15 protein-coding genes are annotated in these 15,144 nt (G+C 66.6%); 10 read left to right on the forward strand and 5 right to left on the reverse strand.

Annotated features, from left to right (window positions below; translation table 11 throughout):
* Positions 1–368: 368 nt before the first annotated feature.
* Positions 369–1,448 carry an MBL fold metallo-hydrolase gene (locus AC1RVY_RS13245; protein ID WP_492253997.1) on the reverse strand — a complete coding sequence of 360 codons (1,080 nt, stop codon included), beginning with the start codon at positions 1,446–1,448 and terminating at the stop codon, positions 369–371.
* Positions 1,449–1,579: 131 nt separating this feature from the next.
* Between AC1RVY_RS13245 and AC1RVY_RS13250 the strand changes: the two genes are divergently transcribed.
* The 10 genes from AC1RVY_RS13250 (at position 1,580) to AC1RVY_RS13295 (ending at position 11,191) form a co-directional block, all read left to right on the forward strand.
* Positions 1,580–1,975 carry a MerR family transcriptional regulator gene (locus tag AC1RVY_RS13250; RefSeq protein WP_218296297.1) on the forward strand — a complete coding sequence of 132 codons (396 nt, stop codon included), beginning with the start codon at positions 1,580–1,582 and terminating at the stop codon, positions 1,973–1,975.
* A 48-nt stretch (positions 1,976–2,023) separates the two neighbouring features.
* Positions 2,024–2,485 carry a PaaI family thioesterase gene (locus AC1RVY_RS13255; protein WP_492806821.1) on the forward strand — a complete coding sequence of 154 codons (462 nt, stop codon included), beginning with the start codon at positions 2,024–2,026 and terminating at the stop codon, positions 2,483–2,485.
* Between the two features lie 41 nt (positions 2,486–2,526).
* Positions 2,527–3,717 carry an isovaleryl-CoA dehydrogenase gene (locus AC1RVY_RS13260; RefSeq protein ID WP_218339915.1) on the forward strand — a complete coding sequence of 397 codons (1,191 nt, stop codon included), beginning with the start codon at positions 2,527–2,529 and terminating at the stop codon, positions 3,715–3,717.
* A gap of 34 nt (positions 3,718–3,751) precedes the next feature.
* On the forward strand, positions 3,752–4,411 hold the full coding sequence (can, locus tag AC1RVY_RS13265) for a carbonate dehydratase (protein WP_010466789.1): 660 nt from the start codon (positions 3,752–3,754) through the stop codon (positions 4,409–4,411).
* Between the two features lie 48 nt (positions 4,412–4,459).
* Positions 4,460–6,265, forward strand: a complete 1,806-nt coding sequence (gene aceK / locus AC1RVY_RS13270) for a bifunctional isocitrate dehydrogenase kinase/phosphatase (RefSeq protein WP_492244689.1) — start codon at positions 4,460–4,462, stop codon at positions 6,263–6,265.
* Between the two features lie 55 nt (positions 6,266–6,320).
* Entirely contained in the window at positions 6,321–7,514 is a 1,194-nt protein-coding gene (locus tag AC1RVY_RS13275) for an acetyl-CoA C-acyltransferase (RefSeq protein WP_218339913.1), read from the forward strand.
* 46 nt (positions 7,515–7,560) lie between these two features.
* Positions 7,561–8,616, forward strand: coding sequence for a DUF695 domain-containing protein (locus tag AC1RVY_RS13280; RefSeq protein WP_369643485.1), 1,056 nt, complete (start codon positions 7,561–7,563; stop codon positions 8,614–8,616).
* 13 nt (positions 8,617–8,629) lie between these two features.
* Positions 8,630–9,262, forward strand: coding sequence for a pyridoxamine 5'-phosphate oxidase family protein (locus AC1RVY_RS13285; protein WP_369643484.1), 633 nt, complete (start codon positions 8,630–8,632; stop codon positions 9,260–9,262).
* A gap of 87 nt (positions 9,263–9,349) precedes the next feature.
* Entirely contained in the window at positions 9,350–10,018 is a 669-nt protein-coding gene (locus AC1RVY_RS13290; protein WP_369643483.1) for an SDR family oxidoreductase, read from the forward strand.
* Positions 10,019–10,060: 42 nt separating this feature from the next.
* A complete protein-coding gene (locus tag AC1RVY_RS13295) occupies positions 10,061–11,191 on the forward strand; it encodes an acyl-CoA dehydrogenase family protein (protein WP_492806822.1) in 1,131 nt (376 codons plus the stop codon).
* Here AC1RVY_RS13295 and AC1RVY_RS13300 read toward each other — a convergent pair.
* The 4 genes from AC1RVY_RS13300 to AC1RVY_RS13315 all read right to left on the reverse strand — a co-directional run bounded on the left by AC1RVY_RS13300 (position 11,173) and on the right by AC1RVY_RS13315 (position 15,133).
* Positions 11,173–12,363 (reverse strand): hypothetical protein, encoded by a 1,191-nt coding sequence (locus AC1RVY_RS13300; RefSeq protein ID WP_492806823.1) that lies wholly within the window; start codon positions 12,361–12,363, stop codon positions 11,173–11,175. The genes AC1RVY_RS13295 and AC1RVY_RS13300 overlap by 19 nt on opposite strands.
* Positions 12,364–12,452: 89 nt before the next feature.
* On the reverse strand, positions 12,453–14,267 hold the full coding sequence (locus tag AC1RVY_RS13305) for a hybrid sensor histidine kinase/response regulator (protein WP_369643480.1): 1,815 nt from the start codon (positions 14,265–14,267) through the stop codon (positions 12,453–12,455).
* Complete coding sequence (locus AC1RVY_RS13310; protein WP_218296287.1) at positions 14,264–14,458, reverse strand: hypothetical protein; 195 nt, start codon at positions 14,456–14,458, stop codon at positions 14,264–14,266. The genes AC1RVY_RS13305 and AC1RVY_RS13310 overlap by 4 nt, the downstream gene beginning before the upstream one ends.
* A gap of 21 nt (positions 14,459–14,479) precedes the next feature.
* A complete protein-coding gene (locus AC1RVY_RS13315) occupies positions 14,480–15,133 on the reverse strand; it encodes a LuxR C-terminal-related transcriptional regulator (RefSeq protein WP_218296286.1) in 654 nt (217 codons plus the stop codon).
* Positions 15,134–15,144: the final 11 nt, after the last annotated feature.

Here is a 15,144-nt window from a genome sequence, read left to right on the forward strand (position 1 = left end):
ACAGTGAAACGACTTTGCGCCGATGATAGTGCGGGTTCCCGTGTGAAAGTAGGTCATCGTCAGGCTCTTACAGCCCAGAAAACCCCAGTCAGCAATGACTGGGGTTTTTTGCTTTGGGGAACGGCAAAAAGCAAGCATCCATTCAGCTGGGTTCTCTGCTGGTCTGGACCTTGGTGAGCTCTATGAGCGTCTGGATGGGATGGACTCACCCTGGTCTTGTGCTCCCGCTTCGGGAAAAATCCCGCCACGCGTCTTCTTCATCACTCTGCGGCACCTGCTTATACGCGGGTAGCGCCTTTCCACCACTGCGCCACCCACACGCATGGCGAAGGCGCCTGAGCTCCAATTCACCGGCGGTTCGCGCAAGTTCAATGCTTGCGTGGGGGGGCAAACCTGTGAACGCCAGCGGCGTCGAGAACCCGATGCAGTTGGCTGTCAAACCACAGCAGGTGCAGATGGGCCAGCGCCTCGCCCATCGCAAAGGTCATCTGGTGGGCATCCAGCTTTCGCTTGAACATGATGGGCAGCACATCCGCCGCTGACAAAGGGCCCGATTTCGCAGCCTCCAGGATTTCTGCCAGCCGATCCCGGTGATGGTTCTGCAGTTGCTGGATGCGTTCATGCAATCCCTGGAAGGGTTTGCCATGAGACGGCAGGACAAGCGTGTCAGCCGGCAATGCGAGGTACCGGAGCAGGGAGGCCAAAAAAAGCCGCAGAGGGTCCGATTCGGGTTCTGCCGCGTGGACGCTGACGTTGGTGGAAATGCGCGGCAACACCATGTCGCCACTGATCAGGGAGGACAATTCTGCGCAATACAGGGCAATGTGCTCAGGCGCATGCCCGTACCCGCTGATGCACTGCCAATCGCGGCCACCGATTTCGATGACATCACCTTCCATAAGCCTGCGGAAGGTCGGAGGCAGGGCGGGCACCAGGGTCGGGAAGTACGACACGCGTCCCCGGACATGCTGGAGAAATTCCACATCCTGCATGCCATGCAGGGCATAGAAGTCGGCGCTGGCCTCGCCACCGAATCCATTGCGGTCGTATACCGCGGTTCTCGCCACGTTGTAGTCGGTGGCGCTGATCCAAAGGCGTACTTTCCATCGGTCGCACAGCCAATGCGCCAGCCCGATGTGGTCCGGATGCATGTGGGTCACGATCACGCGCAAAATCGGCAACCCTTCCAGGCTGCTCGCAAAAACCTGCTCCCATTGTGCACGCGTGGTCGCACTGTCGATGCAGCAGTCCACCACCGTCCAGCCGCTGACCATGGTGCCGTCGGCGTCGGGTTGCCGGTCGCGCAGCAACCACAGGTTGATGTGGTCCAGCGCGAATGGCAGGCCCATGCGGATCCACTTGACGCCAGGTGCGACTTCCATGGTGCCCCCCTGCGGAGGGAGTGCATCGCCAAGCGGGTAGTGGATCTGGTGTTCGAGTGGGTTCATGGCGGTCGTGGTATGGGTTAGCATTGACGTTAACGTTAACGTAAACGTCATGCATCCGATGCATTGTAGGGAGCTGCGGCCGCGGGGCTGTCTCCTGTGCGAAACCGACCTTGCTGCACGCAGTACCCACCATGGCCAACACCTACACCATCAGCGATCTCGCCAAAGAGTTTGATCTCACCACGCGGGCGATCCGCTTTTATGAAGACATGGGCCTGCTGCAACCGGAACGCACGGGACCAGCGGGCCGAAACCGCGTCTACAGTGCCCGTGACAGGACCCGATTGCGCCTCACGCTCCGCGCCAAGCGACTGGGGCTGTCGCTGACGGAGGCCAAGGAGATCATCGACCTGTACGACAGTCCCCGCGACACGGGCGTGCAGCTGCGCAAGTTTCTGGATGTGCTTGTCGTCCATCGCAAGCAGCTCGAGGAACAGATGGCTGACCTGCAGGCCAATCTGGAGGAGGTCCAGGAGCATGAAAACGAGGCGCGGGCACTCTTGCTGAAGGTCGAAAAGCAAAAATGATTCATAATTGACGTTTACGTAAACGTAAATGCTGATCAGGAGATTGCCTTGAGCACGCCCCCCCTTGAGCCCCGGTGCGCTGACTACGCGGAGCGCGTGCGCGCCAGCTTCGCCCTTCAGGGCGCCATGCAGACGTTGGGCGCGCGCCTGGCCCGCGTGGCGGCGGGGGCGGTCGACATCGAGCTCGAATGGGCTCCGGCACTTACCCAGCAGCATGGCTTCCTGCATGCCGGCATGGTGGCCACCGCCCTGGATTCGGCCTGTGGCTATGCGGGGTTCACCCTGATGGGCCCCGAGGCCGCCGTGCTCACCATCGAATTCAAGATCAACCTGCTGGCCCCCGCCAAGGGCCAGCGTTTTCGCATGGAGGGACGGGTGCTGAAGCCCGGCCGCACCATCACCGTGTGCGAGGGCCGTGCCTTCGCCATAGAAAACTCCCAGGAAAAGCTGGTGGCCACCATGGGGTGCACCCTCATGGCCGTCACCGGGCGCGACAACATCCAAGGCTGAACAAGCCACCTTCCACCATCTGTTTTGAGGAGACATTCACCATGAGCATTCCCGCCAACCTGCCTGGCCTCAACTTCCAACTGGGCGAGGATATCGATGCCCTGCGCGATGCCGTGCGCGACTTTGCGCAGGCCGAGATCGCGCCGCGCGCGGCCGAGATCGACCGCAGCGACCAGTTCCCCATGGACCTGTGGCGCAAGATGGGCGACCTGGGCGTGCTCGGCATCACGGTGCCCGAGCAATATGGCGGCGCCGCCATGGGCTACCTCGCCCACATGGTGGCCATGGAGGAAATCTCCCGCGCCAGCGCCTCCGTGGGCCTGTCTTACGGCGCGCACAGCAACCTGTGCGTGAACCAGATCAACCGCAACGGCAGCGAGGCACAAAAGGCCAAGTACCTGCCCAAGCTCATCAGTGGCGAGCATGTGGGTGCGCTGGCCATGAGCGAGCCGGGCGCGGGCTCCGATGTGATCAGCATGAAGCTCAAGGCCGAGGACAAGGGCGGCTACTACCTGCTCAACGGCAACAAGATGTGGATCACCAATGGTCCGGATGCCGACACCCTCGTGGTGTACGCCAAGACCGAACCCGAAATGGGCGCGCGTGGCGTCACGGCCTTCCTGATCGAAAAAGGCATGCCTGGATTCAGCATTGCGCAAAAGCTCGACAAGCTGGGCATGCGTGGCAGCCACACGGGCGAGCTGGTTTTCAACAATGTCGAAGTGCCCGCCGCCAATGTGCTCGGTGGCCTGAACCAGGGCGCCAAGGTGCTGATGAGCGGCCTGGACTATGAACGCGCCGTGCTCACCGGCGGCCCGCTGGGCATCATGCAGTCCGTGATGGACAACGTGATCCCGTACATTCACGACCGCAAGCAGTTCGGCCAGAGCATTGGCGAGTTCCAGCTCATTCAGGGCAAGGTGGCCGACATGTACACCGTGCTGCAGGCGGGGCGCTCGTTTGCCTACACTGTGGCCAAGAATCTCGACATGCTCGGCACCGACCACGTGCGCCAGGTGCGCAAGGACTGCGCCAGCGTGATCCTGTGGTGCGCGGAAAAGGCGACCTGGATGGCAGGCGAAGGCGTGCAGATCTACGGTGGCAATGGCTACATCAACGAATACCCGCTCGGCCGCCTGTGGCGCGATGCCAAGCTGTATGAGATCGGTGCGGGCACCAGCGAGATCCGCCGCATGCTGATCGGCCGCGAGCTGTTCGCCGAAACCTGCTGAGCTTCACTTCTTTCACTGACTCTCCAAGGACAACATGCCCTCCTCGATCGACGACCTGTTTGTTCACAACCGCGCCTGGGCGGCCCAGATGGAGCGCGAGCGGCCCGGGTTCTTCACCAGCCTGCTGGCCCAGCAAAAGCCCAAGTACATGTGGATCGGCTGCTCCGACAGCCGCGTGCCCGCCAACCAGATCACGGGCCTGGAGCCGGGCGAAGTGTTCGTGCACCGCAACGTGGCCAATGTGGTGGTGCCCACCGACCTGAACTGCCTTTCCACCATCCAGTACGCGGTGGACCAGTTGCACATCGAGCACCTCATGGTGGTGGGGCACTATGGTTGTGGTGGCGTGCTGGCGGCCCTGGAAGGCACGCGCGTGGGCCTGGCCGACAACTGGATCCGCCATGTGCAGGACGTGCGTGACCGCCACCGCGACCTGATTGCCGCCACCGCCCCGGAGTGGCGCCACGACGTGCTGTGCGAACTCAACGCCATCGAGCAGGTGGTCAACATCGCCCAGACCACGGTGATGCTCGATGCGTGGGGACGGGGCCAGAAGGTCACGCTGCACGGCTGGTGCTATGGGCTCAAGGACGGTCTCATCAACAACCTGCACATGTCCGTGGGCAGCACCGAAGGCCTGGACTCGCTGTACAAGGCGGCGATCGCTGGTGTGGCTGCCGTCAAAAGGCAATAGCCCGCCTCTTGCCTGACCGCATTGCGATGCCTGCGCTGAAAGACTGCCATGTTCCCGCAACGGCTTGATGCTCCCCAGGCCTACGGCATTGCCAAGGCCATGATGGACGGTTTCAACCGGCACTACCGGCTGTTCCGCACCGAGTCGGCGCGGGCCAAGCACCGCTTCGAAACCGGCGACTGGCACGGCCAGCAGCGGGCGCAGCGCGAACGCATCGAGTTCTATGACCTGCGCGTGAAAGAATGCGTGCGCCGGCTGGAGAAGGAATTCAACGCGGGCGCGCAGCCCATGGACGTGTGGCACCAGATCAAGCTGCATTACATCGGCCTCTTGGTCAACCACCACCAGCCCGAACTGGCCGAGACCTTCTTCAACTCGGTCACGACCAAGATCCTGCACCGCACGCATTTTCACAACGACTTCATCTTCGTGCGGCCCGCGGTCAGCACCGAATACATCGAGAACGAAGAGCCCGCGGCGCGCCCCACCTACCGCGCGTACTACCCCTCCGGCGACAACCTGCACGAGACGTTCCAGACCATCATCGAGAACTTCCAGTTGCAGCGTGAGTTTGCGGACTTGGCGCGAGACAGTGCCTGCGTGGTGGCCGCCGTGCGCGGCCGCCTCGACAAGGTGCGGCTGCGCGCCAACTTCCAGATCCAGGTGCTCACCAGCCTGTTCTTCCGCAACAAGGGCGCCTATGTGGTGGGCAAGATCATCAACGGCTTCAACGAAGTGCCGTTTGCGCTGCCCATCCTGCACGACGATGCTGGGAGGCTTTTCATCGACGCCGCGCTGTTCGGCGAAGACGATATGCAGATGCTGTTCAGTTTCGCCCGCGCCTACTTCATGGTGGACATGGAGGTGCCCAGCGCCTACGTGCAGTTCCTGCGCAGCCTCATGCCGCGCAAGCCGCGGGCCGAGATCTACAACGCGCTGGGCCTGGCCAAGCAGGGCAAGACCCTGTTCTACCGCGACTTCCTGTACCACCTGAAGCATTCCAGCGATCAGTTTCGCATCGCCCCTGGCATCAAGGGCATGGTGATGCTGGTGTTCGACCTGCCGAGCTTTCCGTTCGTGTTCAAACTCATCAAGGACTATTTCCCGCACCAGAAGGAAACCACGCGCGAGCAGATCAAGGCCAAGTACCTGCTGGTCAAGCAGCACGACCGCGTGGGCCGCATGGCCGACACGCTGGAGTACAGCGAGGTGGCCTTTCCCCGCGACCGTTTTGACGATGCGCTCATCGCCGAGATCGAGAAGTTCGCCCCCAGCCAGCTGGAGATCAGCGACCGCGATGGCGACGGCCAGACCGAAGTCATCATCAAGCACCTGTACATCGAGCGGCGCATGATCCCGCTCAACATCTACCTGCAGGAAGCCTTTGACACCGGGCTCTCCGACCCGCGTGCGCGCCAGCAGATGGAGCACAGCGTCATCGAATACGGCAACGCCATCAAGGACCTCGTGGCCGCCAACATCTTCCCCGGCGACATGTTGTGGAAGAACTTCGGCGTCACGCGCAATGGCAAGGTCGTGTTCTACGACTACGACGAGATCGAATACCTCACCGACTGCAACTTCCGCCGCGTGCCCACGCCGCGCAACGAGGAGGAAGAGATGAGCGGCGAGGTCTGGTACAGCGTGGGCCCGCGCGATGTGTTCCCCGAAACCTTCGGCCCTTTCCTGCTCGGCAACGACGCCGTGCGCGAGGTGTTCATGTCGCACCACGCCGACCTGCTCGACGCCGCGTTCTGGCAGTCGCACAAGGAGCGCATCCAGGCGGGCCACATGTTCGACGTTTTTCCCTACGACACGGACCGGCGCTTCGCGCAGGGCGCGCCGGCCCGGTAGTCCATTTCATTCAACCCCCGACTTTCGTCTGAACCCTTCCCAGGAGATTTGCACCATGTCCGCATCCACCCAAGACCCCATCGTCATCGTCGGCGCCGCGCGCACCCCCATGGGCTCGCTGCAGGGCGACTTTTCCAGCCTGGCCGCGCACGACCTGGGCGGCGCCGCGATCCAGGCCGCCATCGAGCGCGCCGGTGTGTCGCCCGACGCCGTGGGCGAGGTGCTGTTCGGCAACTGCCTGATGGCCGGCCAGGGCCAGGCGCCCGCGCGCCAGGCGGCCTTCAAGGGCGGCCTGCCCAAGGGCGCTGGCGCGGTCACGCTCAGCAAGATGTGCGGCTCGGGCATGAAGGCCGCGATGATGGCGCACGACATGCTGCTGGCCGGCACGCACGACGTGATGGTGGCCGGCGGCATGGAGAGCATGACCAACGCCCCCTACCTGCTGCAGAAGGGGCGTGGCGGCTACCGCCTGGGACATGACCGCATCTTCGACCACATGATGCTCGACGGCCTGGAAGACGCCTATGAAGCAGGCCGCAGCATGGGCACCTTTGGCGAAGACTGCGCGGCCAAGTACCAGTTCACGCGCGAGCAGCAGGACGCGTTCGCCACGGCCAGCGTGCAGCGCGCCAAGGCCGCCACCGAGTCCGGCGCGTTCGCGGCCGAGATCGTGCCCGTCACCGTCAAGACCCGCGCGGGCGAGACCGTGGTGTCGGTGGACGAAGGCCCGGGCAAGGTCAAGCTGGAGAAGATCGCCACCTTGAAGCCCGCCTTCAAGAAGGACGGCACCATCACCGCCGCATCCAGCTCCAGCATCAACGACGGCGCCGCCGCGCTGGTGATGATGCGCGAATCCACCGCGAAGAAGCTCGGGGCCAAGCCGCTGGCGCGCATCGTGAGCCACGCCACCCACGCGCAAGAGCCCGAGTGGTTCGCCACCGCCCCCCTGGGCGCCACGCAGAAGGCGCTGGCCAAGGCCGGCTGGGAAGTGGGCGACGTGCAGCTGTGGGAGATCAACGAGGCCTTCGCCGTGGTGCCCATGGCGCTGATGAAAGAGCTGGACCTGCCGCACGACAAGGTCAACGTGAACGGCGGCGCCTGCGCCCTGGGCCACCCCATCGGTGCCAGCGGTGCCCGCATCATGGTCACGCTGATGTATGCCCTCCAGGCACGGGGCCTGACCAAGGGCCTGGCCACGCTGTGCATCGGCGGCGGCGAAGCCACGGCGGTGGCGCTGGAACTCGTTTGATGCGGGAGGGAGATGGGATGATTTGGCTCTTTTCGCAAGGACAGTGATGACCGCACCCTCTCCCGAGATCACCGCCTTCTGGCGCGCGTTTTCCGATGCCCAGGCATCGCTCCAGGCCCAGCCGCTGCGCGAGCGGGTCGAGTCCGCCAACGCGCTCATCGAGCGCCACCTGGGCGGCCTGGCGCTGGAGATGTCCGGCGGCGACGGCGATGCGGTGGTGGACCTCATCGTCACCGCCCACGGCAGCACCGAAAAATTTCCACTGCTGATGCAGGCGGTGGCGGCCGCGCCCGCGCTGCAGAACTACCGCGTGCGCGCGTTCCGCGAGCGCACCACGCAGCCGGACTTTCCCATCGGCATGGACGGTTTCCAGCTGGCCACGTCCGAGGTGCTCATCGCCCTGGACCAGGATGGCGGGCAGGCCGCGCTGGAGATCCGCTTTGGCCGCGAGATCCCGAGCGACTACCAGGACCATGCGCGCAACATGGCGTTCATCATGCTCGACCATGTGCTCGGCGAGTACGATTTCGCCGTCAAGGTGGGGGCGGTGGATTTTGTCGGGCAGGCTGGCGACCCGCAGGCGCAGTGGGTCCCACTCAGCCAGTTGCCTCCGGTGTTTGATCGCTACTGGGTCGAGACGCTGGGCCGCACGGGAGACTTCCCGGCGGGTGAACACGACTGGTCGGGCATGACGCTGGCGTTCGGCGGCGAGCCCGGAGATGGCGACGGCGACGAAGGCCCCGGGGGGCGCGAGGACACCGCCATTGTCATGGTCAACCGCAGCGCCAGCCCCGTGGCCATGCGCGCCGACCTGTCGCACGCTCTGGTGCTGGACCTGGCCGTGGGGGACCGCGATGAGCTGGCCGCCGTGCAGGCGCTGCAGGACCAGGCCGCCACGCTGCTGGAGCTGCCCCAGCTGGGCATCCTGGCCTACACCCTGACCCGTGCCGGGCACCGCAAGGCCGTCTACTACGTGGGCGACGAGCAACTGGCCAGGCAGGCGCTGGCACCCCTGCTGCTGCGGGACGAGGCCGAGTCGCTGGTGCTGTCCACCACCTATGACCCGGCGTGGTCGGGCTACTTCGAATTTGCCGTGCATTGACCTGGACGCGACCATGATCGAAACCACCGAGCAGCTGCGCGCCCTGTATGCCGCCCCAAGCGAGCGGGCCCTGCACAAGCAGCAACCGCAGCTGGATGCGCACTGCCAGCGCTTCATTGCCCTGTCGCCGTTCTGCGTGGTGGCCAGTGGTGGTCTCCATGGCGCATTGCTCGATGCCTCGCCGCGCGGCGGTGCGCCCGGTTTCGTGAAGTCGCCCGATGCGCACACCCTGCTGCTGCCCGACGCGGGGGGCAACAACCGGCTCGACACCCTGACCAACCTGCTCGATGACCCGCGCATCGGCCTGCTGTTCATGATTCCGGGCGTGGACGAAACCCTGCGGGTGAACGGCACCGCGCGCCTGCGCGACGAGGCGCTGTACACGGACTTCTTCACGGCCGGGCGCCAGCGCCCAAAGATGGTGATCGAAGTGCGCGTGGCCGAGGCGTATCTGCACTGCTCCAAGGCCTTCATGCGCTCGCGGCTGTGGTCCGCCGATGCGCAGGTGGACCGCGCCGCGCTGCCCACGATGGGCCAGATGATCCACGACCAGATGGGCCTCGCCACCGAGCCTGAGTCGCAAGTGGCGATGCTGCAGCGCTACCGCGCCCAACTGGCGCAGGAGCAGCAGCTCGGCGACGCCTGAGGGTGTTGAGAGTGATTGCTACTATTTTGATAGCTATTGGCGCTTGATACATAGGCGCCAGGGCCCAATTCAATCCAAATTTCAACCATGAAATCCATACTTGTCATCGGCGCATCGCGCGGCATCGGTCTGGAGCTGGTGCGCCAGTACGCCGAGGCGGGCCGCCGCGTGATCGCCACCGTGCGCGACGACGCGGGCCGCGAACGGGTGCAGGCCCTGGGCGCCGAGGTGCTCACCGTGGACGTGGCCAACCCCGCCAGTGTGAGCGCGCTGGCCTGGCAACTGGACGGCGAAAAGATCGAGACCGCCTGGTACGTGGCGGGCGTCATCCGCCGTCCCAACGCGCTCACGCCGCCCACGCAGCAGGACTTCGACGCCGTCATGCACACCAACGTGCTGGGCGCCATGCAGGCGCTGCCGCAGGTCGCGCCCCTGGTGGCCGACGCGCAGGGCGTGTTCGCGTTCCTGTCCTCGTCCATGTCGCAGATTGGCAGCGTGCCGGGCAGCGGCTCCTGGCTGTATCGCACCAGCAAGGCGGCGCTGAACATGGCGGTGGCCGCGGCCCAGCATGACTACCCAGGCGCCACGCTCATCACCATCGACCCCGGCTGGGTGCAGACCGACATGGGCGGCGAAGGCGCCGCGCTGACGGTGCAGGACAGCGTGCGCGGCCTGCGCGCCACCGTGGCGGGCGTCACCGCCGCCGACAAGGGCCGCCTGCTGCACCACGACGGCCGCCGCGCCACCCACTGGTAACCCTTTCGACCGAACCCACAACGACTTCTGGAGACAACCCCGATGCTGCTGACCCAAGACCAGGAAATGATCCGCGACGCGGTGCGCGACTTCGCGCAGGAACAGCTGTGGCCCCACGCCGCGCGCTGGGACAAGGAACACCACTTCCCCAAGGAGGCGCACCAGGGCCTGGCCGCGCTGGGCGCGTATGGCATCTGCGTGCCCGAAGAATTTGGCGGCGCACACCTCGACTACGTCACCCTCGCGCTGGTGCTTGAAGAGATCGCGGCCGGCGACGGCGGCACCAGCACCGCCATCAGCGTGACCAACTGCCCGGTCAACGCCATCCTCATGCGCTACGGCAACGCCCAGCAAAAGCGCGACTGGCTCACGCCGCTGGCCCGTGGCGAGATGCTGGGCGCGTTCTGCCTGACCGAGCCGCATGTGGGCTCCGACGCGTCCGCACTGCGCACCACGGCGGTGAAGCAGGGCGATGAATACGTGATCAACGGCGTCAAGCAGTTCATCACCAGCGGCAAGAACGGCCACGTGGCCATCGTCATCGCCGTCACCGACAAGGGCGCGGGCAAGAAGGGCATGAGCGCCTTCCTCGTGCCCACCAGCAACCCGGGCTACGTGGTCGCGCGGCTCGAAGACAAGCTGGGCCAGCACAGCAGCGACACCGCGCAGATCAACTTCGACAACTGCCGCATTCCGGCCGAAAACCTGATCGGCGCGGAAGGCGAGGGCTACAAGATCGCCCTCGGCGCGCTCGAGGGCGGCCGCATCGGCATCGCCGCGCAAAGCGTGGGCATGGCACGCAGTGCCTTCGACGCGGCGCTGGCGTATTCGAAAGAGCGCGAGAGCTTCGGCACCGCCATCTTCAACCACCAGGCCGTGGGCTTTCGCCTGGCCGATTGCGCCACGCAGATCGAGGCCGCGCGCCAGCTCATCTGGCACGCCGCCGCGCTGCGCGATGCGGGCCGGCCCTGCCTGAAGGAAGCCGCCATGGCCAAGCTGTTCGCCAGCGAGATGGCCGAACGCGTGTGCAGCGCCGCCATCCAGACGCTGGGCGGCTACGGCGTGGTGAACGACTTCCCGGTGGAGCGCATCTACCGCGACGTGCGCGTGTGCCAGATCTACGAAGGCACGAGCGACGTGCAGAAGATCATCATTCAGCGCGCGCTGGCTTGACGTAACTCGCGCTGCAGCAGGGCCAGCCGCTCGGGCTCGGCATGGTGCCGGGCCACGGGGTGGACGCTGGCAAACGCCGCGAGTGCCGCTTCAGTGCGCCCGCTCCACGCCAGGGCCAGCGCGTAGTCGCAGGTGCAGACGGCCAGGGAAGGCCATGCACCCGGGGCCGTGCGCACCAACCCAAGGAACTGCCCGCAGGCTTTGCCCAGGAGACTCGCGGCCTCGCCAGCCAGGGCCGGGTTGCGCAGCGCGACGAGGCCCTGCACCCAGTCGATGAACGCCTGCCCATGGGGCGGCAACAGCGCGGACTGCAGTGCGCCCAGCAGGCGAGCGGCCTCTTCCGTGTGGCCTGCGCGTGCTTCCCCCAGGGCAAGATCCAGCTGCAGCGTAGGCTCTGCGGGGCGCGAGGCGATCAGTTCCCGCAAGCGCGCCGTAAAGCCGGCGTGGTCGCCCGTGGCCAGCGGCAGGGTATAGGTGCGAGCCAGAAACTCGTCTTCTTCCGGTGGGCGCATGGGATGGATGCGCAGGCGCAGGAGCACCGAGTCCACGCCTTCGGCGCGCGCCTCAAACCACGCCACGCGCACAGCCGCATCCCACGCGGGCTGACGCAGGAACCGGTGGCGCTCGGCGGAGCGGGCCAGCCGCTGTGCCAGCACTTCCAGGCGCGGGACATCGCCCGTGGCGTGTGCTTGAAGCACCTGCTGGTACATGCGCTGGAACCGGTGCATGTAGGCAAACAGGGCAAAGGGCACCAGCATTGCCACGATCAGGCTGCCCACCGCCCAGGGACTCCACTGGCGCCACAGGGCCACGGCCAGCAATGCGGCGCAGACCAGCAGCCAGGTGCGGTTGTTGCGCAGCAACTGGCGCAACGTGGTAGACAGGCCCGGGCGTTCCAGGGCCTCGATCTGGTCCCGCGCGAGCTGGCGCAGTGCCTTCACATCCAGAGGTCCCAGCACATCGTCTGCCATTTCGGTCATGGCGCGGGCGTACAGCCCTGAGGTGTGGAGCTGGATATGGCTCAGTGGAGGCTGTATCGCCGCAATGGCCTGCAAGGCCTCTTCGGCGGTCTTGGCGTGGACAAAGCCCTCTATGGGGCGGCCTTTTCCGTCGCTGGCCTGGTACAGCCAGCGTGGCTGGGATTCCTGGGCGGCGGTCTGGGTAGTGTTCATGGCGTGGCTCCCTCGGACGTCTGGCTGCCAGCGCGCGGTGGGCGCCGGTCTTTGCCGCGCATGTTAGAGGGACCTGCGCATGCCGCGCATCACGGGCCGACGGCCGGCGCCGTTGGCTCATCGGACGGCGTGTCCAGCCATCGCTCCAGCACCGCATGCAGCGCGCCCGCATCCATCGGTTTTTTCAGCACGAGGTAGCCCTGCTCCTGCGCTTCATGCAGTTCGAGGGCATCAAACTCGCCGCTCACCATGGCGCCCCGGGCGCCGGGGCACTGCGCCAGCAGCATCTGCAGCACATCGAAACCACTCTCGCCGGAGCGCAACTGCTGGTCGCACAGGATGGCGTGTGGCACGAAGCCTGCATCGAGGTGTGAAAGCGCCTCGCGCGCATCGCTGGCCAGTCGCACTTCGATGCCCCAGGCCTGCGCCAGCATGGCCCAGGCCCGCAGCACGTGGGGATCGTCGTCCAGCACCAGGCACCGGCCCTGCAGGCGGGGCCAGGTGCGTGGCGCGGCGGTGCCACGTGCGTCGGGCGCCAGCGCAGGCGCGGCCGTGGCCGGCAGCTCGATCCAGAAACACGACCCCCGCCCCGGACGCGAGGCCATGCCCTGGCGTGCACCCATCAGCGCCACGCAGCGCGCCACCACGGCCAGCCCCAGGCCGTGGCCTTCGCGGTGGAGGTGCCCCGCGCTCTGCGGGCGGTAGAAGGCCTGGTAGATGGCGGCCTGCTCCTGTGGTGCCACGCCTTCGCCGGTGTCCCACACCTCCAGCCGCCAGTGGCCACCGCGCTGCCGTGCGCCCACCAGCACCCCGCCCCGCAGTGTGTAGCGCAAGGCGTTGTGCACCAGGTTGGCCAGCGACTGCCGCACCAGCGCGGGGTCGGCCAGCACCGTGGCGTGCGCCGGGGGCGGGCGCATGCGCAGGGCCAGCCCGCGCGCGGTGGCTTCGGTGACGAACTGGTGGCGCAGGTCGTCGAACAGGTGGGCCAGCGGCACGGGCGCGGGCCGCAGCTCCACCGTGCCTGATTCGATGCGCGACAGGTCGAGCAGGGCGTCGAACATCTGGCTGAGCGAGTGCATGCTCAGCCGCCACTGGCCCAGCAAGGGGCCGATGTGCGGGTGGTCCTGGCCCTGCAGCGCAATGGCTTCGGCCAGCAACGCCATGGCGTGCACGGGCTGGCGCAGGTCGTGGGCGGCGGTGCTCAGAAACCGGTTCTTCTCGGCCAGCGCGGCTTCGGCCGCGTCGCTGGCCTCGCGGTAGCGCTCGGCCAGGTCGCGGCTGCGCTCTTCCAGCACCACCTGGCGCACGAAGAACCGGTGCGAGTTCATGGCGCTGCGGTAGATCACGGCGGCCATCACCAGCGTCATGGGCAGTACAAACGGCCACTGCGCCGGAAACGCCCAGGGGATCATCGCCAGCCCACCCACCGCACCCACGAAATACATGCGGTAGACAGCGAGCGTGGCGGTCATCTGCGCTGCGTTGGCGGCCAGAATGCCCGCCAGCGTGATATGCAGCAACAGCATGAATTCGTAGCTGGCGTGGCCCAGCGACAACGCTATCGAGAGTGAAACACCTACCCCGTGCACCAGGGCCAGGTAGCACACGCGGCGGGTCCAGGGGGGCAGCAGGGCTTCGGGCGGCCGCAAGGCGCGTTCGCGCCGGTACTGCCGGTGGCCCCACCCCACGAACAGCAACACGGGCAGGTATGCGCCTCCCCACGCCAGCAGCGGCATGGCCTGCCCACCCTGCCAGCCCAGCAGCAGGCCAAACAGCAGCCCCATGGCGGGCATGACCGACATGCCCAGCCGCAGGCGCGCAAAAGAGGCTTCGAGCAGCAGCAGCCAGCCTTGTGCGCTGGGCGCGCCGTGCGCGTGGCCCGGGGCCTTGGTGTTGGGCGTCATGTGCCTGCGAAGGTGGCCGCCGCCTCCCGGCGGCGCCGCAGCCGGCGCACCTGCCGCCACATGCCCAGGGCCGCGCGGGCGTGGACCGCGGTCCAGGCCGGGATGCGCACCTGGCCGCGCTCGCCCGGTCCGGTGCCGGCGCGGGGATGGGGGTGGGGAAACCAGCGGCGCGGCAAGAACTGGAGTGGCATGGGGCGCGGGCGGGCCGGTGTTCAGGCGGGTGGATCGGGCAGGACCAGCCGGCGCCCGCGCAGTCCCGTGATGGCCTCCACGCGGGTGCGTGCGCCCAGGCGCAGGAGGATGGCGCTCATGTGCTCCTTGACCGTGCTCTCCGACAGGTCGTACTGCAGCGCGATGCGCTTGTTGGGCAGCCCCTGCAGCACCAGCGCCAGGATTTCGCCCTGGCGCACCGACAGGCCCAGTTCGGCAGGCGTGACCGGCAGGTCGCGGCTGCGCGGGGGCTGGTTGCCGGGGGGGGCGGGCACAAACCAGGCCAGGCCGCCCAGCAGGGCCTCCACCGCCTGGGCGAAGATCTCTGGCGGAGTCTGCTTGTGGATGAAGCCGTGCGCGCCCGCCTGGCGCACGCGCTCCATCATGGCCGGGTCGTCGTCGCCGCTGACGACCGCCAGCGCGGTGCCGGGGCAGTGCTCGCGCACCAGCGCGATCAGGCCCAGCGCGGCACCTTCGGCCAGCCAGAAGTCGACGAGCGCGATGGCGGGGGCACCCCGCGTGGCCACCAGCGGCAGAAAGTCATCGGCGCACCCGGCCACGGCCACCTCCAGGTAGGGCAGGCGCAAGCGCAGGAATTCGGCCACGCCGCGTGCTACCAGCGGGTGGTCGTCCAGGATGAGTGCATAGGGTGACATGGGGGCCGGGG

It is taken from the genome of Acidovorax sp. GW821-FHT11A03 (genome assembly GCF_058809075.1).

Coding starts and splice junctions, on each gene's coding strand:
- AC1RVY_RS13295 (WP_492806822.1), top strand. CDS start 10,061: ATGCTGCTGACCCAAGACCAGGAAATGATCCGCGACGCGGTGCGCGAC.
- AC1RVY_RS13290 (WP_369643483.1), top strand. CDS start 9,350: ATGAAATCCATACTTGTCATCGGCGCATCGCGCGGCATCGGTCTGGAG.
- AC1RVY_RS13250 (WP_218296297.1), top strand. CDS start 1,580: ATGGCCAACACCTACACCATCAGCGATCTCGCCAAAGAGTTTGATCTC.
- can (WP_010466789.1), top strand. CDS start 3,752: ATGCCCTCCTCGATCGACGACCTGTTTGTTCACAACCGCGCCTGGGCG.
- AC1RVY_RS13280 (WP_369643485.1), top strand. CDS start 7,561: ATGACCGCACCCTCTCCCGAGATCACCGCCTTCTGGCGCGCGTTTTCC.
- AC1RVY_RS13305 (WP_369643480.1), bottom strand. CDS start 14,267: ATGACGCCCAACACCAAGGCCCCGGGCCACGCGCACGGCGCGCCCAGC.
- AC1RVY_RS13310 (WP_218296287.1), bottom strand. CDS start 14,458: ATGCCACTCCAGTTCTTGCCGCGCCGCTGGTTTCCCCACCCCCATCCC.
- aceK (WP_492244689.1), top strand. CDS start 4,460: ATGTTCCCGCAACGGCTTGATGCTCCCCAGGCCTACGGCATTGCCAAG.
- AC1RVY_RS13285 (WP_369643484.1), top strand. CDS start 8,630: ATGATCGAAACCACCGAGCAGCTGCGCGCCCTGTATGCCGCCCCAAGC.
- AC1RVY_RS13315 (WP_218296286.1), bottom strand. CDS start 15,133: ATGTCACCCTATGCACTCATCCTGGACGACCACCCGCTGGTAGCACGC.
- AC1RVY_RS13245 (WP_492253997.1), bottom strand. CDS start 1,448: ATGAACCCACTCGAACACCAGATCCACTACCCGCTTGGCGATGCACTC.
- AC1RVY_RS13275 (WP_218339913.1), top strand. CDS start 6,321: ATGTCCGCATCCACCCAAGACCCCATCGTCATCGTCGGCGCCGCGCGC.
- AC1RVY_RS13260 (WP_218339915.1), top strand. CDS start 2,527: ATGAGCATTCCCGCCAACCTGCCTGGCCTCAACTTCCAACTGGGCGAG.
- AC1RVY_RS13300 (WP_492806823.1), bottom strand. CDS start 12,363: ATGAACACTACCCAGACCGCCGCCCAGGAATCCCAGCCACGCTGGCTG.